This window comes from Pontibacter saemangeumensis, assembly GCF_039541895.1.
GTDB classification, from domain to species: Bacteria; Bacteroidota; Bacteroidia; order Cytophagales; family Hymenobacteraceae; genus Pontibacter; species Pontibacter saemangeumensis.
Genome location: NZ_BAABHC010000014.1, coordinates 617,927 through 638,132, shown reverse-complemented (window position 1 = coordinate 638,132; position 20,206 = coordinate 617,927). Strand labels below are relative to the sequence as shown.

Sequence of the window (20,206 nt, the reverse complement as noted above, 5' to 3'; positions counted from 1 at the left end):
TAAAAGTAATGAATCGGAGGCTGGTTTAAAACCTGCGGCATCAGGCGCGCATGCCCTTGCCGAGCTTGCAGCGCGTGAAAATCTTTTTGAATCCCTCCATGTCGTACTCGGCGTAGGTGCTGGTCATCAGCCCCAGCACGCTGTCGTCGGTGCGGAAGCCGAACACCTCGCGCTCCCCGCCGATGGAGTCGGGCGAGGGCACCTGGTGGTGCTCGATCAGGGTGAGCTGCTCCGGCGGGATAACGGTGCTGAGCTCCGGGCAGTAAACCTCCTCTTTCTGAATCGTGAAGGTGTGGACGAACCCGCGCGCGCGCATGGCCTCGATGGCTTCGCTGAAGGTGCTGTATGCTGGCATAGGCGTATGTGGTTAAGTGGTTTGGCTCAGGTTGGGACAGGCCGCGCCGGCGCCTGAATTATAACGTACGTGTGGCGGATGGAGGTGTTGGGCTGTGCGGGTTTTGGCTGTTGCCGGCTAATTTGAGTAACTTGCGGGCTGATGCTGAAACCGTGACCCAGGAACTGAAAGAAGGCGAGGATTACTACCTGAACGGACAGGGGCTGCTGGTGTTTACGGCAAAATACCTCCTGAAGCGCGGCTACTGCTGCCAGAACGGCTGCCGGCACTGCCCTTATGGTTTCCGGAAGCAGGAGGGGGCGGAAAGGCCGAAAAAGGTATAATATCTGTTACCCGGCAGGGCCGCCGCACACATTCTCAGGAAAAATATTCGCGATGCCTTTGAATTTGTGTATCTTTTTTAGGATATTTGCACCCCTATTGAAATAATATTAGAAGAATATAACGATGGCACGAGTTTGCGACATTACAGGAAAAAGACCACGCGTAGGTAACAACGTATCTCACGCTAACAATAAGACAAAGCGTAAGTTCTACCCGAACCTTCAGAAGAAGCGTTTTTACATCCCGGAAGAAGATGCCTGGGTAACGCTGAAGGTGTCTACGTCTGCGCTGAGGACGATCAACAAGAACGGCATCTCTGCCGTGCTGAAGAAAGCTGTAGAGCAAGGCCATATCATGTTCTAGTGGCCGCCGGGCCCTGCTGCTCCGGTGATCGCACCTGAGGGCGGCAACGGAGCCTGGCACGCCATCTGACATATAAAACGATTTCACCGGCAACGGAGAGAGGTGCCTCGGCAATAGCTGCCGCCTCGCTCCGTTGCCGTTTTTTCAAGCTTCGCCGCGCTCACCGAAAGGTGCGGGAGAGGGCTTTCCGGGGGCGAACTGCTTCCAAAACAGGCGCCGCTTTGGCGGGCTGCAGGTATATATAATTGGTGTGAAGCCGGTGTGAACAGTTTCGCAATAAAAATTATACATTGTTTGTAATTAGAGATTTAAGATTTTATATTTGCAGTCCCAAATAAAAAAATTACATTAGAGATGGCTAAAAAAGCAAAAGGTAATAGAATCCAGGTTATTATGGAGTGTACAGAGCAGAAGACTACTGACATACCTGGAACTTCAAGGTACATCACTACCAAAAACAGAAAGAATACTGCTGAGCGTCTTGAGCTGAAGAAGTATAATCCGAACCTGAAGAAAGTAACCGTTCATAAAGAAATCAAATAACCATGGCTAAGAAAACAGTTGCAACCCTAAAAACCGCCACAGGTAAAGACTGGGCAAAAGTGATCAAAGCTGTTAAGTCTCCTAAAACAGGCGCCTATAGCTTTAGAGAAGAGATGGTGCCTGTAGACAAAGTACAGGAGTTCATTAAGAAGTAATAAGCCTCTCTGCTATATATAGATTACATGAAGAAGTCCCACTGGTGGGACTTTTTTAGTATATTACCGTTTCACCGGAAGTTTTTCATCCTTACAAACGCATCGGTATGGGCATTTTTGATTTTTTCAGCAAAGAGAAGAAAAAGGAGTCGCTGGACAAAGGCCTGGAGAAAACCAAGAGCAGCTTCTTTGATCAGCTAAGCAAAGCAGTAGTCGGCAAGTCCACGGTAGACGTGGAGGTGCTCGACGAGCTGGAGGAAATCCTTGTGCATGCTGACGTGGGGGTGGGGACAACCGTGAAAATAATTGACCGCATCGAGAAGCGCGTAGCCAAGGACAAGTACGTGAACACCGACGAGCTGGATCGCATCCTGCGCGAGGAGATCGCGGCGCTGCTGGAGGAGAACAACTCCGGCGACGGCGCCGACTTTGAGCTTCCGGCGGGCATCAAGCCCTATGTGATCATGGTGGTGGGCGTCAACGGCGTGGGCAAAACCACGACCATCGGCAAGCTGGCCGCCCAGTTCCATAAGGCGGGCAAGAAAGTGGTGCTGGGCGCCGCCGACACCTTCCGGGCCGCCGCTGTAGACCAACTCATTATTTGGGGAGAGCGCGTGGGCGTGCCGGTGGTTTCGCACGGCATGAACACCGACCCAGCCTCCGTGGCCTACGACGCGGTGAAGAAAGGCGTGGAAATGGGCGCCGATGTGGTGATCATTGACACGGCCGGCCGACTGCACAACAAGGTCGGGTTGATGAATGAGCTTTCGAAGATCAAGCGCGTGATGCAGAAGGTGACGGAGGACACGCCGCACGAGGTGTTGCTGGTGCTGGACGGCAGCACTGGCCAGAACGCCCTGCTGCAGGCCCGCGAGTTCACCAAAGCCACCGACGTAACGGCGCTGGCCATCACCAAGCTGGACGGCACCGCCAAAGGCGGCGTGGTGATCGGCATCTCCGACGAGTTCAAGATCCCGGTGAAGTATATAGGCGTTGGCGAGAAAATCGAGGACCTGCAGCTGTTCGACAAGCACGAGTTTGTGGAGTCTTTCTTCTCGCGCAAATAGGCAGATAGCCATGGAAAAGCTTTTGCTGCTGCCCCTGGCGCTGCTGCTGTTTTTCTGCAACGGCACCAGCAACTCCGCTCAAACCACAAAAAGCCCGGACCAGGTGGAACAAAGCAAGGCACAGGAGCAACAGGCTCCCTTAGAACAAGGCATCGCCGGAAAGGTGCTGTGGCAATCCGGTAACCAGATGCCGTCCCCGGATGCACCGCCCAGTAAAGGCAAAGGCGTACAGCGCACGGTATATGTATACCAACTCACCAATGGCGCCCAGGCCAGCACCACAGACGGTGTTTTCCATACCAACATCCAAACTGATTTAGTGACCCAGGTGCAGACAGACGCGAACGGCAATTTTGCGGTTAGCCTGAAGCCCGGCAGGTATAGCCTTTTTACGAAAGAAGAGAAGGGATTATACGCCAACCTGTTCGACGGGGAAAACAACATTTACCCGGTGGAGGTGGAGGAGGGGCAGGTAACCAGCGTGGAATTCCTCATCAACTACGAGGCAAGTTACTGACAGGCGTTGCCTATAAAGCGTTTCTGTTGATTCTTCCCCCCCCCTTTTTATATATCATAGTAAATCTATATTTATATCCGCCACGCGTTATATATAAGTTCATATCCCTATATTTGTGCGGCGCGTGATGAAGGGCCTTTGGCTGAAGAAGTTACGCCTTAAGATATTGCTGTCGCCCGCGAGATGTTATTTTCGAAGCCGAGCGACTACCGTTTTAGATATTACTCAGTTAATTTATCACCTGCAATGTGTGTTATTCAGGATGACTTCATGGAGATGGCGTATGAAGGCGCCCGGAATATACTGAGCGTGAAATGGTCGGATGAGCTGAGTGTGGAGTCTTCCCGTTTCTTCCAGACCATTGTCTCCCTGTTTGCCGTCATTCAGGAAAGGAAAGTGACGAACCTGATGATCGACTCCGGCATCCCGGCCGGCGGGGTGCTGACCGAGGAAATCATCGAGTACTTTATCCAGCACATCCCCCACACCCCCCTGAAGAACATCGCCATCCTGGAGTCGCCGGATTATCTCTGGGACAACAACCTGTACCAGGTCATCAGCCTGCTTATCACGAGCTACCAGCTGCCCATTGGCCTTAAGCTGGTAAAGAGCCGTGCCAGTGGCCAGGAGTGGTTTGCCCGGCCAGTGCCGTCGAAACCTCCGAAGAAGAAAAAGGTCTAAGGCTATATATAGCAGTAGTATTTTTCGTTTGGCCCAGGAACACCGGCTTCCTACCCGAGCCTTGTGCTCGGCATATAGCCTGCTTTTATTTCCCGCCCTGTAGCGGCGGGGCCTTGTCTCCCTCCGGTATTCCATATTAACCAACGCTTTCTAAATCAGTTGCTTCGCGGTTCTGCCTTTCTTAACCAAACATGTTGTACCTTTGCAGGCCGGTAGCCGAAACGAACCATTATGGTCTGCTGAAGGTTGTTAATCGATTGTAGCGTATTTCAATAAACAGATAGAAGTAAGTGAAAGTAAGAACACTTAAGAAAGATAAAGTAAACGTCATCACGCTGGGTTGCTCCAAAAACCTCGTGGATTCGGAAGTGCTGATGGGGCAGCTGCGCGCCAACGAGTTCGAGGTGGCGCACGAGTCGGAAAAAGACGATTCCAACATCATCATCGTGAACACCTGCGGCTTCATCGACAATGCCAAGCAGGAGTCCATCGACACCATCCTGCGTTACGCCGAAGCCAAGGAAGCCGGCCAGATCGACAAATTATATGTCACCGGCTGCCTGTCGCAGCGCTACAAGGAGTCGCTGGAGGAGGAGATCCCACAGGTGGATGCCTACTTCGGCACGCTGGAGTTGCCGCAGCTGCTTAAAAAGCTGGAGGCGGACTATAAGCACGAGCTGATCGGGGAGCGCCTGCTCACCACGCCTTCGCATTACGCTTACTTCAAGATCGCTGAAGGCTGCAACCGCCCCTGCTCATTCTGCGCCATCCCGTTGATGCGCGGTAAGCACGTGGACCGTCCAATCGAGGATTTGGTGAAGGAGGCGAAGCGTCTGGCCAGCATGGGCACGAAGGAACTGGTGCTGATCGCGCAGGACCTGACCTATTACGGCTTGCAGCACTACGGTGAGCGCAAGCTGGCGGACCTGCTCCGCAACCTGTCGGATGTGAAAGGCATTGAGTGGATCCGGATGCAGTACGCGTACCCGTCGCAGTTCCCGATGGAGGCTTTTGACGTGATGAACGAGCGCGACAACATCTGCAAGTACCTCGACATGCCGCTGCAGCACATCTCCGATAACATGCTGAAGACGATGCGCCGCGGCATCAGCAAGCGCCGCACTATTGAGCTGGTGGACCAGATCCGGCAGCGCGTGCCGGACATCGGCTTAAGAACCACTCTGATTGCCGGCCACCCGGGCGAGACAGACCAGGATTTCCGGGAGCTGTATGACTGGGTGGAGGAGACCAAGTTTGACCGTTTGGGCATCTTCACCTACTCCCACGAGGACAACACACACTCCTATACCCTGGAGGACAACGTGCCGGACGAGGTGAAGCAGGAGCGCGCAGACGCGATCATGGAGCTGCAGCAGGGGATTTCGGTGGAGCTGAACGAGGCGAAGATCGGCCAAACCTACAAAGTGCTCTTCGACCGCAAGGAAAGCGGCTATTTCGTGGGCCGCACCCAGTACGATTCGCCGGAGGTAGACAACGAGGTGCTAGTTGCCGCCGATACCACCTATATTCGCCTCGGCGATTTCGCCAACGTGAAGATCACCGGCTCCTCGGATTTTGATCTGTATGGGGACGTGGTAGCGTAAGACCTCCCCCTGCCCCCTCCTAAAAACAGGAGGGGGTGTAGAAAAAATCAAATAGCAGAAGCCTTGCTCTAATAAAGAGCAAGGCTTCTGCTATTTATGGAACAGACTTGATGTACAAAGATGTTAGCTTGCAAAACTCAAGCTTATGCGGAAGGACCAGTTACACAGCATCCCAATCTTACGGCAAGAACGGGCAGCATTGCGCAGTGATATGACGCCCGCAGAAGAAGAGCTGTGGCGGCTTCTTCGAAAGCATAAGTTGAGCGGCCGTAAGTTCAGGAGGCAGCATAGCATTGGCAGCTACATCGTAGACTTTTATTGCGCTTCTGATAAGTTAGTGATCGAGGTAGATGGCGCTGTGCACGATACAGCGGAAGCCAAAGCAAATGACCACGTGCGAGACGAAACGCTACAACGCTTAGGATATAAAGTTGTTCGCATCAGGAACGGCGAGGTGTTTGAAGAACCGAAACTGGTGCTACAACGAATAGCCGCAGCTTTCAATCAATCCTGAATCACCCCCTCCTGTTTTTAGGAGGGGGCAGGGGGAGGTCATTTCAGCACAAACCGGCTCAGCACCCGATAGGCCTCGTTGATGTTGTCGCCCTTGCGGAAGTCCTGTTTGATGGTGGGCGTGGTCTCGCCGGTCAGCCATATCTTCAGCTCCGCATCCAGGTCGCCGATGCCGGCGCTTTCCATGGAGAAGGTTTTGATGCTGCCGTAGGGGATGCTCTGGTAATCCACCTTGGAGCCGGTGAGGCCCTGCTTGTTCACCAGGATGAGGCGCTTGTTGGTGAACACCAGCATGTCCCGGATCAGGCGGTACGCCCGCTCAATGCGTTCCTCCTCTACCATGATCGGTTGAAATTCCTTTGTGATCTTCTCGATAGACACTTCCGAGGCGTGTCCCATCATGCCGCTTAATAATCCCATAGTTTTAAGGTGTTGGTTGTGACTACTTATGTACGTTTAACTTCGGATATGTTTAGGTATAGGGCCGTTGCTTGCTGCGAGCGGGCCTCCCGCACCGGCAGCGCACACTACTACGTCTGTAAAGGGGTTGTAGCGCCTGCCTGTATATACTGCCGCTTATCCTTTGCTAGCTGCTTTCTATCGCATCATCTGCAAATCAGGAAATAAAGCCGTTACTTTGTGCCGCAGCGGGCAAAATGATAGCCCACTGCAACACATTTCCGGGATAGCTGTTTAAGAGGCTATACCCCAGGCAAACACCCAGATGGACGTTTCTACCATGAAGATCACCAAGATGGACTACGCCGCCACCGGCGCCTTCTCTCAAACGATAGCAGATTACCTTAGTCGCGGCGAGCAGCTGCGCGCTTTTTATAATCACTTCCCGACCGTAGCGGCCTTTGAAGCCCAGATCAAAGAGAAAAGCTTCAGCGAGGCACAGCGCCACACCCTGCACCAGGCGCTGCAGGAGCAGTACCAATCCGTGGCCGACATCCATCCTAAGGTGCAGCAGAACCTTGACCTGCTGCGGCAGCCTAACACCTTCACCATCATCACCGGCCACCAGCTCAACATCTTCACCGGCCCGCTGTACTTTATATATAAGATCATCACGGCCATCAACACCTGTGCCCAGCTAAAGGAGAAGTACCCGGACTACAATTTTGTGCCGGTATACTGGATGGCCACTGAAGACCACGACTTCGCCGAAATCAACCACTTCAGCCTGTTCGGGAAAAAGTATAGATGGGAGACGGCGCAGACGGGTGCCGTCGGCCGGTTCACAACAGAAGGCCTGGAGCAGGTGCTGGAAGAGTTGCCGGAAGCCTATCCCATGTTTGAGGACGCCTACCGCCACAGCAAAAACCTGGCGGATGCCACCCGTGTCATCACGCATGCGCTGTTCGGGGCATATGGCCTGGTGAGTGTGGACGGTGACCACGCGGAACTGAAAAAGGCGCTGACACCGGTAATAGAGAAAGAACTGACCGAGCAGCTGTCGAACAGGCTGGTGGAGGAGGTGAACGCGCAGCTCGAAAAGCTGAACTACAAGCAGCAGGTGTACTCCCGCGAGATCAACCTGTTTTACCTGACGGACAGGCTGCGGGAGCGCATTGTGCAGGAGGACGCTATATATAAAGTGCTCAACACGAACATCAGCTTTACCCTGGAGGAAATACGGCAGGAGGCCGAGGAGCACCCGGAGCGTTTCAGCCCGAACGTGATCCTACGCCCGCTCTACGAAGAGCTGATTTTGCCGAACCTGGCCTATATAGGCGGCGGGGCCGAGGTGGCGTACTGGTTCCAGCTGAAGAAGCTGTTCGAGGCATATAACGTGGCGTTCCCGGTGCTGATGCTGCGTAACTCGGGGCTATATATAAACAAGGGCAACGCAAGCCGCATGCACAAGCTGGGCCTGCAGCCGCAGGATATGTTTATGGAGTACCAGGAGCTGAAGAAGCACCTGTCGGACCAGCTGCACGAAGAGGAGATAAACCTGGAGCCGCAGCGCACTACCGTGGCCGCCGCCTTTGCCGAGGTAGAGAAGCTGGCTGGGGACGTGGACCCGACGCTCGTGAAAGCCGTGGGGGCCGAGGCGCAGAAAGCGCTTAACTCGCTGCAGATGCTGGAGAAGAAGATCGCCAAGGCCCGCGACAGCAAGCACGAGCAGACGTTTAAGCAACTGGAGAACCTGAAGGACAAGCTGTTCCCGAACGGCACGCTGCAGGAGCGCCACGACAACCTGCTCACCTACAAAACCAACAACCCCGATTTTATACCGGCCCTCGTGGATGCTTTTGATCCATTCGAGTTCAAGTTCACGATACTGGAGGAGGAGTAATGCATAAGGCGGAGCTACGCAAACAGATGCTGCAGCAGCGGCGGGCGCTGCCGCCGGAGGAGGTGCAGCTGCGGAGCCAACGCATCGCCGATCAGTTTTTCCGGCACTTCCCGCTACAGGCGGGCCAGACAGTGCATGTGTTTCTGCCCATCCTCAAAAACAACGAAGTAAATACCTGGCTCATCATCGAGCGGCTGCGCCGGGAGCACCCGGAGGTGCGGGTGGCCGTGCCGGTGACGGATGCGGCGCAGCACGTGCTGACGCACCACCACCTGACCGACAAAGCCGTGCTGGTGGAAAATGCGTGGGGCATACCGGAGCCGCAGGATGCACACATCATATATGCCGAGGAGGTGGACGTGGTGCTGGTGCCGCTGCTGGCTTTCGACAAGGCGGGCCACCGCGTAGGCTACGGCAAAGGCTTCTACGACCGCTTCCTGGCCGAGGCGCGCCCGGATGTGCTGAAAGTCGGGTTATCTTTGGAGCCGCCCGTGGCGCATATAGCGGACCCGAATGTATTTGACGTTCCGCTGGACGCCGTGGTGATGCCGCAAGGGGTGTGGCCCGAAAAGCCGTAGTTATTTATTCTTCTCCCGGGCCTCTTCAAAACCTTCCTCTATCATTTCGGAGGCTTCCTCCTGCGTGTCTTCGTCGGCCTCAGGCTCTTCCTGCTCGTATTTGTTTTCCGGGGCGAAGCTCAGCCTTATGAAAATAGGGAAGTGGTCTGATTCCACATCAGGTAGCCTTTCTATCTGCACCAGCTTAAAATGATCGGAGTGGAAGATATGGTCGAGGGGCCAGCGCAGCAACGGGTAGTTGGCGTTAAAGGTGTTGTAAAACCCCCTGCCTACCCGCGGGTCCAGCAGGCTGCTGACCTCCTGGAAAAGCTCCGTGGTGCGCGACCAGGCCACGTCGTTGAAATCACCGGCTACCACCACCGGGTACTTTGATTCAGCAATGTCCCTGGCTATCATCACAATCTCGGCGTCCCTTTTTTTGGAGTTAGGGTCTTCGGTGGGCACAGGAGGCTTGGGGTGTACCGCATGCAGCGCTACCCATATGCCGCTCCGTAGTTTCACAAACGTTTTAATGGAAGGGATATCCTCGTCAAGCAGGTAACTTACTTTTTTCTGGCGCAAAGGCAACTGGCTGTAGAGGTGCATGCCATAGGTGTTTGAAAGCGGTATCTCTACGCGGTAAGGGTATTTCGTTGTAACAGGTGCCAGGGCCTCCTGCCATACCGCGTCAGACTCCAGCAGCAGCAAAATGTCCGGGTTCTTTTCCTGGGCAAGGGCAATCAATCTGTCGTGTTTTTTATTTGTCATGAGCACGTTCGAGACCATGATGCTGAGCTCGTTCTCCTGGGTGCTGTCCTGCTCTGCCTGTTTCACCTGCACAGGTGCCAGAAAGGTATAGGGGAAAATACTGATAGCCTGATAGGCGATCGCAACAACTAACCCGGCGAGGAGGGCCTTGTCGCGCTTGCGGTGCTTGGTGCCCAGCCATATATAAAGTAGCAGGCTGAGCAGCGCTAAAGAAATAAGCTGCACGCGGGGGTAGTCAAACACACGTACGTACCACTCTTGCAGGGTAAGCAGTGGCAAAGCTGTGGCAAGTATAGCGAAGGTTCCTAATGCTTGTACAACAATGATGGCTGCTTGCTTCATGTACGCGGGTCGATTATAGGATGCAGAAGATATATAAATATAGGTGAAGGTAGTTATTTCTGTTGTAATAGTACACGCCGCAGGCAGTGTAGTTGTGCTCTGTAAGTATAGGAAAGTCTCAGCGTAAACTGCTTAAAGCAAAAAAAGGCAGCCCCTATATATAGGGGCTGCCTTTTTATATATATCATGCCGGGTTTACACCTTCTCCGGTTTCACCAGTTCCAGTTTGTTCAGCTCTTCGGTGATAAAGCTGATCTCGTCCGGGCTCAGTTTCACTTCCAAAGCCTTGGCATTCTGGGTGGCCTGCTCCGCGTTGCGGGCACCGACCAGCGCGATGGTGATGCCGGGCTGCTCCACGGTCCAGCGGATGACCAGCTGAGACAGCGAGGCCTTCTTCTCGTCGGCCAGCGGCTTTATCTTCTGCAGAAACGCGTTGGTGCGCTTCAGGTTCTCGTCCTGGAAGAAGTACAGGTTCGCACGGTGGTCGCCTTCCCCGAACTGGTAGCCGGGCTTCATCTTGCCCGTGAGCAGGCCCCGCTCCAGCGGGCTGTAGGCTAAGATAGACTTGTTATGCTCCAGGCAGTACGGCACCACGTCCTTTTCGATGTCGCGTTTCACCATGCTGTAAGGCACCTGGTTCGAAACGAGGTTCACATACTTCTCCGCCTCCTGCATCTGCGCCACGTTGTAGTTGCAGACCCCGGCGTGGCGCACCTTGCCTTCCTTTATCAGCTGGGCCACGGTCTCCATCGTCTCTTCAATCGAGGTGGTCACGTCGGGCCAGTGAATCTGGTACAGGTCGATGTAGTCTGTGCCCAGGCGGCGCAGGCTGTCTTCGCACTCCTTGATGATGCTCTCCCGGCCGGCATATTTATATATGTCAATGTCTTTGCCGCTGTTGTCCTTGCTCTTGAAGCCGAAGTCGCCTTTGGCCACGTCCCAGCGCATGCCGTACTTGGTCAGGAGCTGCACCTTGTCGCGCGGCAGGCCTTTGATAGCCTCGCCCACGATTTCTTCGCTTTCGCCCTGGCCATATATAGGCGCCGTGTCGATAGAAGTCACGCCGAGGTCATAGGAGGCTCTGATAGCCTGTACGGCGTTTTTTCGCTCTGTTCCGCCCCACATCCAGCCGCCGGCTGCCCAGGCGCCAAACGTCACGACTGATACGCTGAGGTCCGATGTGCCTAATTTTCTGTATTCCATGTTTGTCTTGTATGATAGGTTCTGTCTTTCCCGCTTTTCCTTTACGGAAGCAGGGTAAGGTTAAAAACGCGCACCCGGGCTATAGGGTTGGAGGCGAGAGTACGAAAAGGTGCCTGCAGGCTGTGCGGCAAGGTGTTAAAGCGCTGCTGATTTTGTGAATTTATATATAAACCGCTGACCAGTGAGGCAAAAAAGAATCGCCTCCCGGTAAACCGGGAGGCGATTGCAAGGCAGGGGTTGCCGCTGCTATTTGTTATATACTATTTTGAATTTCCGGAGATCCTCCACAGGCCCGAACTGGGTCCGCTCAATGGTTTTGTTTCGTAAGTACACGCGGCGGAGGTGCACTTCGGCAGGAGCCAGGTTTCTTGTATAATCAGAAGAAACTACCTTGCCATAGAATTCCTTCGCCTCCCTCGACTCGCCTCTGCCAAAGCTGTGCTTCGACTCATTTTTGCTCACCGGGCGGCCCGGAATGATCTGGTAGGTAGTAAACACAACTTCGTACTTGGGCTTGCAGGCTTTGACAACTTTTCTAAGCAGCGTTTTCATATAGGATTAATTTAGTTAAGGATGCTCTTCCTGCGGATAAAGGAACAGATTTATATATAAAATAACTAATATATGGCTGCTTTAATATGAGTAGTAAACAAGATTCCTTTTGGTATATAAAGTAATATGGGTTATATACTATATAATCTCGCTCTTAAAGTATGAAAGAGAAGGTTATGCCGGGAAAGTGCTATGTGGGTGAGGTTGCTAATCTTTCTCTTCCGCTTTCTCCCTTGCTTTGCCTGCCTCATCTTCCAGGCTCTTGTTGAAGGCGTCGATGAAGGCATGCCGCAGGACGTTCACAAACGTTGTCCAGGTATCCGTGTCGGGGTCATTGATCGAGCCTGAGATGGGCACCTGCGTGGCGATCTGGTCTCTTTTCTGGTTTTCGGCCGCCTCCGCGAAAAGCCCGATCACCGCTTCCTTGGCGGCGTGCAGGAAGCCGTCCTCTTTCTTGTCCTTCTTCCAGTTCAGGATCTTCACCTCTTCCAGGAAAGGCTTCACAAAACCGTCTAACCGGCCGTCTGTCAGGGTTACCTTGCTGTACATGTCCAGGCGGCCCCTTTCCACGTCAAACTTCCCGTTGGCTTTGATAATGTCGTTCAGGCTAGTCAGGTCCACGCCGGTCAGTTGCAGGCGCATATCCAGGTCCGGCAATTTTTTGAGGAAGTTGCCCCGCATATCTACCTTCAGTTGGCCGCCCCCAACCGACCGGCCCGAGGCGGTGACGGCAGAGGGCAGGGCGGTGGTGGAGTCCTCCACATTGGCCAGGTTCAGGGCCACCAACTGCATCCGTTCTATGTACATGTCCACGTTCGGGTCAGCCTTGAAATCGAGGTAAGCCACCCGGCCGTTGTTTACCACGAAGCGGTTGATGGTGATGGGCATCAGGTCCTTCATCACCTTGGTCCAGTCGTCCTGCGTGGCCTGCTGCGCGGTGTCCGCTCCGTCGGGCGCTGCCACAATGTTCATGGTGGGGCGCGCCATCACCACTTCCCCAACCAGCTCCCCTTTCAAAAGCGACTTCCACTCTACAGACAGATCGGTTTGGGGGATGCGCAGAAAGGGGAACCTGGGGTTGCCGTTTTCCTCTACCAGCACCAGGTCGTCGATGGTGTAGGCGCCCCTGTACAGGTGCAGGTCGATGTCGGCCACGTGGCCGGTGTAGCCCGGCAGCTCATCCAGCGTTTTGTTGACATAGTTCTTCACGATATATGGCAGCGCCACCCTGACAGCGATCAGCAGGAGAACGACACCGGCCACCATATAAAACGATCTTGTGAAGCGCATGGCAATACAGCAAAACATGGGCGGCAGCAGGGGCTGTGGGCAAGCCGGAGCTGGCGAAAACCCTGAAACTGCAAATGTTTTTACGTATGCGGGGCGGTGCCCGGTTAAACCTGGCGGTGGGAAAGAGAAGTAGGGGAATCAGGCATTCGTGAAGCCCAGGGCTTAGCTGCGCTGCTTTGCCAAGAGTTCCTCCACGTAGGGTGCCAGTTTTTCTGGTTTGGTGATGGGCGCGAAGCGTTTCACGGGCTTGCCGTTCGCATCGATGAGGAATTTGGTGAAGTTCCACTTGATGCGGCTGCCCAGGATGCTGCCGAGCTCCGACTTGAGGTACTTGAACACCGGATGGGCGTTGTCGCCGTTCACATCCACTTTGTCAAATATCGGGAAGCTGACACCGTAGTTGATCAGGCAGCCTTCTTCTATCTCCTCCTTGCCACCGGGCTCCTGGTTCCCGAACTGGTTGCAGGGGAACCCCAGCACCACCAGGCCCTCGTCCTTGTGCTTGCGGTAGAGCGTTTCCAGTCCTTCGTACTGTGGGGTAAAACCGCACTTGCTGGCCGTGTTCACCACCAGCACCACCTTGCCTTTAAAATCCGCCATCGGTACCTCTTTGCCCTGCAGCGTTTTCGCTGATAAATCGTAAAATTCTGATGTCATGCGTGTGGGTATATAAAAAATGGTACAACAGGTTAGACGAAGCGGGCAGCCGCAGGGTTGTTTACCTGCTGTTGCGGCCACAGGCGTGCCGGGTAAAACAGGGGAAGGGGCGTGTGAAACAGGCGCCGGGTTATATCACCACCGGCTTCACGCCGCGCGTCATCTCGCGTTTGCCCGGAGGGCCGGGCAATGCCTCCACCTCAAAGCCCGCCGCCTTCAGGCTGCGCTTAAAAGAGCCTTTGGCGCAGTACGTCACCAGCACGCCGCCGGGGCGGGTGGCCTTGTACAGCTTCTCGAACATGGCGTCCGTCCAAAGCTCCGGCTGCTTATCGGGGGCAAAGGCATCAAAATAAATAACGTCGTAATACGAGCTCGGCACGAGAAACTCTTCCAGCGTCTCGTGTATCTTCTGCAGCGTGAAGTAGGGGATAATATCCACGGGCTCGTTCCAGGGGCTGTTGTGCAGCTGCCGGAAGTAACCCAGCAATTCCGGGTTCAGGATAAACTGCTCGAAATGCAGCTGCTGCACCACCTCCTCGGTCAGCGGGTGCTTCTCCAGCGTGTCGTACTGGATAAAGGCTTTCTGCGCCAGAGCCACCGGGAAAGTCAGGATGGCGTTGAGGCCCGTGCCGAAGCCGATCTCCAGCACTTTTATATCCTTTTTCTGCTCCAGCACATGCTCCAGGCCGTGCTTGATAAAAACATGCTGCGACTCCTGCAAGGCTCCATGCACGGAATGGTAATGCTCATTCAGGTCGGGCACAAAAAGGGTATTTGAGCCGTCTTTTGTCTGTCGTATTTCGAGGTGCATCTTTTTTATGTTACTTTACAAATGTACGCATTGTACGAGGCTGTCTGCAATAGCTTGCAGCGGAATATGCTACTATTTTCATTTTAAACAGCACTGCTGAGTGGCCAAATGGGTAAATTGCCGGAGGGCGGTTGATTTTTCGCACCCGATCTCCAACCATCGGGCTGTTTACCCATACACGTATCAAGCCGTTTCGCCCTTAAACTAATTATATATATGGCAAGAGTAAAGGTAGACATACCGGCCCATGTGCACTTCGAGGCGCATATTCCCATTCGCATCACCGACCTGAACTACGGGGCCCACCTGGGCAACGATGCCCTGCTCTCGATGCTGCACGAGGCGCGGCTGCAACTGCTGAAGCGCTTTGGCTACGATGAGATGAACATAGGCGGCGCCAGCCTGATCATGGCTGATGTGGCGATCAGCTACAAGGGCGAAGCCTTCTACGGCGACACGTTATATATAAAAATGGCCTTCGATGAGCTGGACAAGTACGGGTTCGACATCACATACCACGTCCTGAACCAGCAGGGCAAAGAAGTGGCGCGCGCCAAAACGGGCATGCTGTGTTTTGATTACAAGGAACGGAAGCTGGCGTCGCTGCCCCAGGAAGTCAGGGCCAAAATCGAAAGCAACGCCTAAAGGAGATATAAAGCGGGGGTGCAAAGCAGAGGTTTTAGCCGGAGGTCAGCGTTCTGCCGCTCTTTGCCCCTTCAGGGATTGAATTTAATGATGCTTTAGTTAAATTGAACAGCAGACCGACCCCGTGTACCAAACGTACACAAGAAATGCCCGCGTTTCGGCGTAAGGGAGTAAGGAACTTAGTGAATTGCCAAAGCATGATGCGACTGATCAGACACCTATTGCTGCTAACAATCCTGCTCCTGGGCTCCTGCGTCACCCCCAAACAGGTGAAGAACTACCTGGCCAAAGAGAAGAACAAGCCTGCCGCCGAAGCCATCGTTACAGAATGGCTGGAGCGGAACAGGGCGTGGTACGCCGCCAAAGCCGCCAAAGATTTTCCGGCCGGGGAGCACCCTGCCATTGCCGACACCGCTACCACAGCGGAGGAAACCGCCGTCGCACCGGCTGAAATACTGCCTCTGCCTCCCACCCGGAAAAGTGATCCTGTCGCTGCCCCCCCTGAGAAGACCCGGCCAAGAACAGCTCAGAAACGAAGCCCTGCGGTGGAATACCCAGATATGTCCGGCTACGAGAAGACGATCAGGGAAAAGGACCTGGTAATACAGGAGAGCACGGCAAAACTGGGCGCCGCGCGCGCAGCACTGCGCGAGGAGCGGCAAGCGCACGGCGCGACAAGGCAACAGTTGAAGGCCACAGCGGCAGACCGCGACTATTACAAGGAGAAGAACCGCAAAAAAGTGTGGGCGCTGGTGGCAATGGGGATTTTTGCCGCGCTATATATTATCTTCAAAGTGGCTGCATCCCGGGTGCGCACGTCATAGCTGCTCGTTGTGCTGGCGCCCAGGCGGTAAAAGCGAGGAGGTAATAAAAAGGCGCTTCAGGGATTTTCGGCGATAAGGCGGGGCGGCGGTGAACGAAAGCCCTTTAATTATGTTTACCTTTGTGGGGGTAAAAGCCACGAATGGCACCGTTTCCCGCAACACTTCGCATGCAATGCGAAGGCGAAACCGGGATCGGTATATACAGGTCGATCGACCACCCGATTAATTTTTAGTGATACAGAACGGTACGTTTGCATATGACGCTGATTGCAGATATAGATATATTGAATAAGAAAGACATCCGGAAGCTGACGCTGGACGACCTGAAGGCGTGGCTGGTGGAGCAGGGGGAGAAGCCTTTCCGGGCGAAGCAGGTGTACGAGTGGCTCTGGAAGCACGCGGCGCAGTCGTTTGCCGAGATGAACAACGTGAGCCTTGCGCTGCGCGAGAAACTGGAGCAGCATTTCGCCATCAACGGCGTGCAGGTGGCCACGCAGCAGCTGAGCAAAGACGGCACCATCAAGTCTGCTTTCAGGCTGTATGACGCCAACATCGTGGAGGGCGTGCTGATTCCGCACAACGAGCGCAAGACGGCCTGCGTCAGCAGCCAGGTGGGCTGCTCGCTTACCTGCAAGTTCTGCGCCACCGGCTACATGGACCGTGTCCGCAACCTGGACGCTGCCGAGATATATGACCAGGTGGTGCGCATCAACGAGCAGAGCCTGAAGCAGTACGGCGAGCCGCTGAGCAACATCGTGTATATGGGCATGGGCGAGCCGCTGCTGAACTACGCCAACGTCATGAAGAGCATCGAGCGCATCACGGCGCACGATGGCCTGGGCATGGCCGCCCGCCGCATCACGGTGAGCACGGCAGGCATTGCCAAGATGATCCGGAAGATGGCCGATGACGGGGTGAAGGCGAACCTCGCGCTGTCGCTGCACGCGGCAAACGACGAGAAGCGCAACCAGATCATGCCCATCAACGAGACCAACTCGCTGGAGGCCCTGACGGACGCGCTGCGGCATTACCACGAGGTGACGGGCCGCAAAGTAACGTACGAGTACATCGTGTTCAATAACTTCAACGACACGCTGCAGGATGCGGAGGAACTGCTGCGCTTTTCGAAGATCATCCCTTGCAAAATCAACCTCATCGAGTACAACCCGATTGAGAACGCGGATTACGAGAACACCAATGAGGACCGCTGGCAGGACTTTATCTACTACCTCGCCGACCGCGGGGTGCAGGTGAACGTGCGCCGCAGCCGTGGCAAGGACATTGACGCCGCCTGCGGGCAACTGGCCGTAAAGGAGAAGCAGCCCGCGTAAAGCAGTCGGCTATATATAAAAAGAGCGCCCTGCCATATATGGCAGGGCGCTCTTTTTATATATAAGCTCCACGGGTTGGCATATGTTGCATCATGCCTTCGGTTCGAAGCGGCCTTGTGGCCTTGGCCGTCCACTGCTGGTGTCATGCGGCTCGTCGCGCACCTCGCGCATCTCCACGAACACCGCGTGCGCCTTCGGCCGGATGTGCTGGCCAAACTTATCGGCGTACTGCTGTGCCAGTTCTGAGCCGAAGAAGATGATCAGCGACGAATAATAGATCCAGACCAGGATCACGATGATGGAGCCTGCGGCACCGTAGGCCGAGCCCGGGTCGCTGGTGCTGATGTAGAAACTGATCAGGAACTTGCCCAGCGCAAAGAGCAGCGCCGTGACAATGGCGCCCACCCAGACATCCTTCCAGCGGATGGTGGCATCCGGCAGGTACTTATAAATCAGGGCAAACAGCACGCTGATGATTCCCGCCGATAACACAAAATCAAGCAGGCGGATAAAAAAGACGCCTATACCGGGAATGATGCTGGTGAGGTAATCGCTGAGGATGGAGATAACGGTGCTCAGCACCAGCGAGACCAGCATCAGGAGCGCGATGCTCAGCACAATGCCGAAGGAGAACAGGCGCACTTTAAGCATTTTCACGATGCTGTTGGTCGGCTTCGGCTTCAGGTTCCAGACGCTGTTCAGCGACTCCTGCAGGGTGGCGAAGAAGGTGGTTGACGCGAAGATCAGCACCCCTATGCTTATCCAGAAGGCTATGCCGCCCGACTCGTTTGTGGCCGCGTTCTGCACAATGTTTTCCACTTCCGTGGCGGCCCCGGCCCCAATGGCGGCTTCTATCTGTTTGGACAGCTCCCCGGAGACGGCTTGCTCGCCCCAGAAATACCCTGCGGCCCGGATAATGATGATCAGGAGCGGAGGGATAGAGAAAATTGCGTTAAACGCCAGCGCCCCTGCCAACCGAAATGAATTGTTATCCATAAACTCGGAAGCAGAAGTCTTGAGCAGGGAAAATATACTACTTACATTGATTTCAGCCATACCATTGCCTGTTGCTTTGTTTGTTTTCCAGACACAACCTTCTGATACGGCTTCCTTTTTATATAGGTTAATACACAGCCCTGGCGAAACGTGCGATAATCTGGTGCAACAGGGCTATCCGCGCCATGAAGGGCAGATGTCAGGCTGCGGATATTAAAAGTTATATATGCAGCGGGCTACGCGCGCTCGGTGCAGGCTTTCGTTGCTTCAGAATATTATTGTGCAGGAGGCCCGGCTTCGCATACCGGCCCCTGCTGAGACCTCTTTGCTGAGAGGCTGGCGTTAGAACGCTACAACTTGTCCACGGTGGCGGTCAGGGTGCCGGTAGCGTTCACCACGGCTTTGATGCCCTCCGGAGTCAGGTAAATGTTTTCAGGGACGATATCCTGTATGCTGCCGCGCAGCAACAGCGACTCGTGCACGCGTGCCTGCTTGTCGAGTGTGGCCTGCAGCATTTTTTTGGTGTTGTTCAGCTGCTGTTGCACCGGTATGTTCACCTGCTGCTGGATTATATCGATAAACTTGTTTTTGGCCATCCAGCTGGCAGTGTTCAGCAGCTTGTCTCTGGTGTCCAGGTCGTAGTCCACGTCGCGCACCCTGATGGAGCCGGTTGCGGCATCGTAGTAGGGCGTGCCGCGCAGGTATATTTTCCCCGCCAGCTTCTTCGTGAAAAGCCCCGCCTTGGTCTTGCCGTCTATGTCCAGCATCAGCACCAGCTGCTCCCCGCTGGGCGTCATGGCCGCATCTTTTATCGTCACCTCACTCTTCCCGTCGTCAAATTTATAGGTCTGGCCAGCCACCTGCCCGTGCAGCAGCTGGCTGGCCTGCGCGTATGGTGTCACAGTCGTTAAACCCACCTGGATGTCATCTGAAAGGCGCCTGTCTATGATCAGCCTCGGCAAGTGTCTGTTCAGCTCCACCTGGGGCCTGCCATCTGTTGTTACGGTTATATAGGATGTGATGCCGAGGCGGGTGCTCAGGCTGCCGTCCCGGGCATGCAGCGGCGCCATCCGCACTTCCTGCGGCACCACCGTGAGCCAAGCGTCCATGGCCTCGTCCAGCTTCACGGGCTCCTGCAGCAGCACCCAGGCGTCGGCCACATATTTCTTCATGTTGAGGTGCTGTTGCAGCTCCTTGTCCAGCTGCTTGGAGAGGACACCCATCTGCTGGCGCAGGGCCGGCTCCACGAAGCGGGCCAGGCCAATCCTCAGCGGGCCCAGTTCGATCGTCGGTTTAGTGCTGCCCCACTCGAAGTCGCCGCTCGTGACGGTGCTGATGCGGTAATCCTCCGTCAATCCGATTGTGCTCTCCGTTTTGATGACCATGTCGAAGCTGGTGTCCTCTGTTTTGTCGATGGCGGGGCACAGCTTGCACGGGTCCCATTTCCAGCGGCCTTTGGCATATATATGCAGCGGCACACTGAAGTAGATTTTGTTCTGCCCGGCGCTCACGGTCATCCGGCCCTTCTTCGTGACGGTGACGGCCACGTTGTCGTCGTTCAGGTTTGTGTCTTTATAGAGCACCCCGGCCACCTCCTGGTTCAGCCGGCTTTCCAAGGCGGCGATAGAAACGGAGATGGGCACCGTAATGGAGGAAAGCTGCGGTTTATAGAGAGGCGCTGCCGAAGCGGCGGCGGCAGGGGCCTCCGTATGCAGTTTTTTTGTGCTGGAGCAGCTTTGCAGGGTATAGCCCGAGGTGAGGGTAAACACCAGGAGGGCAAATAATTGTAGGGTCGGTTTCTTCACG

General features: G+C 54.8%; 24 protein-coding genes. 14 read left to right on the top strand and 10 right to left on the bottom strand.

What is annotated here, in order from left to right:
* Positions 1 to 40 precede the first annotated feature (40 nt).
* Positions 41 to 355 (bottom strand): hypothetical protein, encoded by a 315-nt coding sequence (locus ABD920_RS13590; protein ID WP_345159755.1) that lies wholly within the window; start codon positions 353 to 355, stop codon positions 41 to 43.
* Positions 356 to 507: 152 nt separating this feature from the next.
* Between ABD920_RS13590 and ABD920_RS13585 the strand changes: the two genes are divergently transcribed.
* The 9 genes from ABD920_RS13585 (at position 508) to ABD920_RS13545 (ending at position 6,123) form a co-directional block, all read left to right on the top strand.
* Positions 508 to 678 carry a C1orf53 family protein gene (locus ABD920_RS13585; protein ID WP_345159754.1) on the top strand — a complete coding sequence of 57 codons (171 nt, stop codon included), beginning with the start codon at positions 508 to 510 and terminating at the stop codon, positions 676 to 678.
* 124 nt (positions 679 to 802) lie between these two features.
* Positions 803 to 1,042 carry a 50S ribosomal protein L28 gene (gene rpmB, locus ABD920_RS13580; RefSeq protein ID WP_345159753.1) on the top strand — a complete coding sequence of 80 codons (240 nt, stop codon included), beginning with the start codon at positions 803 to 805 and terminating at the stop codon, positions 1,040 to 1,042.
* A gap of 354 nt (positions 1,043 to 1,396) precedes the next feature.
* The gene (gene rpmG, locus ABD920_RS13575) at positions 1,397 to 1,585 is read left to right on the top strand and encodes a 50S ribosomal protein L33 (RefSeq protein ID WP_345159752.1); all 189 of its coding nucleotides are present in this window, start codon (positions 1,397 to 1,399) and stop codon (positions 1,583 to 1,585) included.
* 2 nt (positions 1,586 to 1,587) lie between these two features.
* Complete coding sequence (locus tag ABD920_RS13570; protein WP_345159751.1) at positions 1,588 to 1,740, top strand: DUF4295 domain-containing protein; 153 nt, start codon at positions 1,588 to 1,590, stop codon at positions 1,738 to 1,740.
* 107 nt (positions 1,741 to 1,847) lie between these two features.
* On the top strand, positions 1,848 to 2,807 hold the full coding sequence (gene ftsY, locus ABD920_RS13565; RefSeq protein WP_345159750.1) for a signal recognition particle-docking protein FtsY: 960 nt from the start codon (positions 1,848 to 1,850) through the stop codon (positions 2,805 to 2,807).
* Between the two features lie 10 nt (positions 2,808 to 2,817).
* A complete protein-coding gene (locus tag ABD920_RS13560; RefSeq protein ID WP_345159749.1) occupies positions 2,818 to 3,324 on the top strand; it encodes a peptidase associated/transthyretin-like domain-containing protein in 507 nt (168 codons plus the stop codon).
* Between the two features lie 246 nt (positions 3,325 to 3,570).
* Positions 3,571 to 4,005: a hypothetical protein gene (locus ABD920_RS13555; RefSeq protein WP_345159747.1), complete on the top strand. Its 435-nt coding sequence runs from the start codon at positions 3,571 to 3,573 to the stop codon at positions 4,003 to 4,005.
* Positions 4,006 to 4,295: 290 nt separating this feature from the next.
* Positions 4,296 to 5,609, top strand: a complete 1,314-nt coding sequence (rimO, locus tag ABD920_RS13550; protein ID WP_345159746.1) for a 30S ribosomal protein S12 methylthiotransferase RimO — start codon at positions 4,296 to 4,298, stop codon at positions 5,607 to 5,609.
* A gap of 145 nt (positions 5,610 to 5,754) precedes the next feature.
* A complete protein-coding gene (locus ABD920_RS13545; RefSeq protein WP_345159744.1) occupies positions 5,755 to 6,123 on the top strand; it encodes an endonuclease domain-containing protein in 369 nt (122 codons plus the stop codon).
* 38 nt (positions 6,124 to 6,161) lie between these two features.
* Here the strand turns inward: ABD920_RS13545 and ABD920_RS13540 are convergent, their stop codons facing one another.
* Positions 6,162 to 6,542 (bottom strand): PH domain-containing protein, encoded by a 381-nt coding sequence (locus ABD920_RS13540; RefSeq protein WP_345159742.1) that lies wholly within the window; start codon positions 6,540 to 6,542, stop codon positions 6,162 to 6,164.
* Positions 6,543 to 6,846: 304 nt separating this feature from the next.
* Here ABD920_RS13540 and bshC point away from each other — a divergent pair, with 304 nt between their 5' ends.
* Together bshC and ABD920_RS13530 are read left to right on the top strand one after the other, a co-directional pair.
* Complete coding sequence (bshC, locus tag ABD920_RS13535) at positions 6,847 to 8,424, top strand: bacillithiol biosynthesis cysteine-adding enzyme BshC (protein WP_345159741.1); 1,578 nt, start codon at positions 6,847 to 6,849, stop codon at positions 8,422 to 8,424.
* Positions 8,424 to 9,002 (top strand): 5-formyltetrahydrofolate cyclo-ligase, encoded by a 579-nt coding sequence (locus tag ABD920_RS13530; protein WP_345159740.1) that lies wholly within the window; start codon positions 8,424 to 8,426, stop codon positions 9,000 to 9,002. The genes bshC and ABD920_RS13530 overlap by 1 nt, the downstream gene beginning before the upstream one ends.
* Here ABD920_RS13530 and ABD920_RS13525 read toward each other — a convergent pair whose 3' ends face one another.
* From ABD920_RS13525 to mnmC2, 6 genes are all read right to left on the bottom strand, one after another.
* Positions 9,003 to 10,091, bottom strand: coding sequence for an endonuclease/exonuclease/phosphatase family protein (locus ABD920_RS13525; RefSeq protein ID WP_345159739.1), 1,089 nt, complete (start codon positions 10,089 to 10,091; stop codon positions 9,003 to 9,005).
* 195 nt (positions 10,092 to 10,286) lie between these two features.
* Positions 10,287 to 11,294 carry an aldo/keto reductase gene (locus ABD920_RS13520; protein WP_345159738.1) on the bottom strand — a complete coding sequence of 336 codons (1,008 nt, stop codon included), beginning with the start codon at positions 11,292 to 11,294 and terminating at the stop codon, positions 10,287 to 10,289.
* Between the two features lie 246 nt (positions 11,295 to 11,540).
* Positions 11,541 to 11,846, bottom strand: coding sequence for a hypothetical protein (locus tag ABD920_RS13515; protein WP_345159737.1), 306 nt, complete (start codon positions 11,844 to 11,846; stop codon positions 11,541 to 11,543).
* 207 nt (positions 11,847 to 12,053) lie between these two features.
* A complete protein-coding gene (locus ABD920_RS13510; RefSeq protein ID WP_345159736.1) occupies positions 12,054 to 13,136 on the bottom strand; it encodes a DUF748 domain-containing protein in 1,083 nt (360 codons plus the stop codon).
* Between the two features lie 162 nt (positions 13,137 to 13,298).
* Positions 13,299 to 13,793 (bottom strand): glutathione peroxidase, encoded by a 495-nt coding sequence (locus tag ABD920_RS13505; protein WP_345159734.1) that lies wholly within the window; start codon positions 13,791 to 13,793, stop codon positions 13,299 to 13,301.
* 130 nt (positions 13,794 to 13,923) lie between these two features.
* Positions 13,924 to 14,604 carry a tRNA (5-methylaminomethyl-2-thiouridine)(34)-methyltransferase MnmC2 gene (mnmC2, locus tag ABD920_RS13500; protein WP_345159732.1) on the bottom strand — a complete coding sequence of 227 codons (681 nt, stop codon included), beginning with the start codon at positions 14,602 to 14,604 and terminating at the stop codon, positions 13,924 to 13,926.
* 216 nt (positions 14,605 to 14,820) lie between these two features.
* On the opposite strand from mnmC2, the gene ABD920_RS13495 reads away from it, so the two are divergent.
* The 3 genes from ABD920_RS13495 (at position 14,821) to rlmN (ending at position 17,404) form a co-directional block, all read left to right on the top strand.
* On the top strand, positions 14,821 to 15,249 hold the full coding sequence (locus tag ABD920_RS13495; protein ID WP_345159731.1) for an acyl-CoA thioesterase: 429 nt from the start codon (positions 14,821 to 14,823) through the stop codon (positions 15,247 to 15,249).
* Between the two features lie 197 nt (positions 15,250 to 15,446).
* The gene (locus tag ABD920_RS13490; RefSeq protein ID WP_345159730.1) at positions 15,447 to 16,073 is read left to right on the top strand and encodes a hypothetical protein; all 627 of its coding nucleotides are present in this window, start codon (positions 15,447 to 15,449) and stop codon (positions 16,071 to 16,073) included.
* A gap of 257 nt (positions 16,074 to 16,330) precedes the next feature.
* Positions 16,331 to 17,404, top strand: coding sequence for a dual-specificity RNA methyltransferase RlmN (rlmN, locus tag ABD920_RS13485; protein WP_345159729.1), 1,074 nt, complete (start codon positions 16,331 to 16,333; stop codon positions 17,402 to 17,404).
* A 90-nt stretch (positions 17,405 to 17,494) separates the two neighbouring features.
* Here the strand turns inward: rlmN and ABD920_RS13480 are convergent, their stop codons facing one another.
* Together ABD920_RS13480 and ABD920_RS13475 are read right to left on the bottom strand one after the other, a co-directional pair.
* Positions 17,495 to 18,460 (bottom strand): YihY/virulence factor BrkB family protein, encoded by a 966-nt coding sequence (locus ABD920_RS13480; protein WP_345159727.1) that lies wholly within the window; start codon positions 18,458 to 18,460, stop codon positions 17,495 to 17,497.
* A gap of 290 nt (positions 18,461 to 18,750) precedes the next feature.
* Complete coding sequence (locus ABD920_RS13475) at positions 18,751 to 20,205, bottom strand: DUF4403 family protein (protein WP_345159726.1); 1,455 nt, start codon at positions 20,203 to 20,205, stop codon at positions 18,751 to 18,753.
* Between the last annotated feature and the right edge of the window lies 1 nt (position 20,206).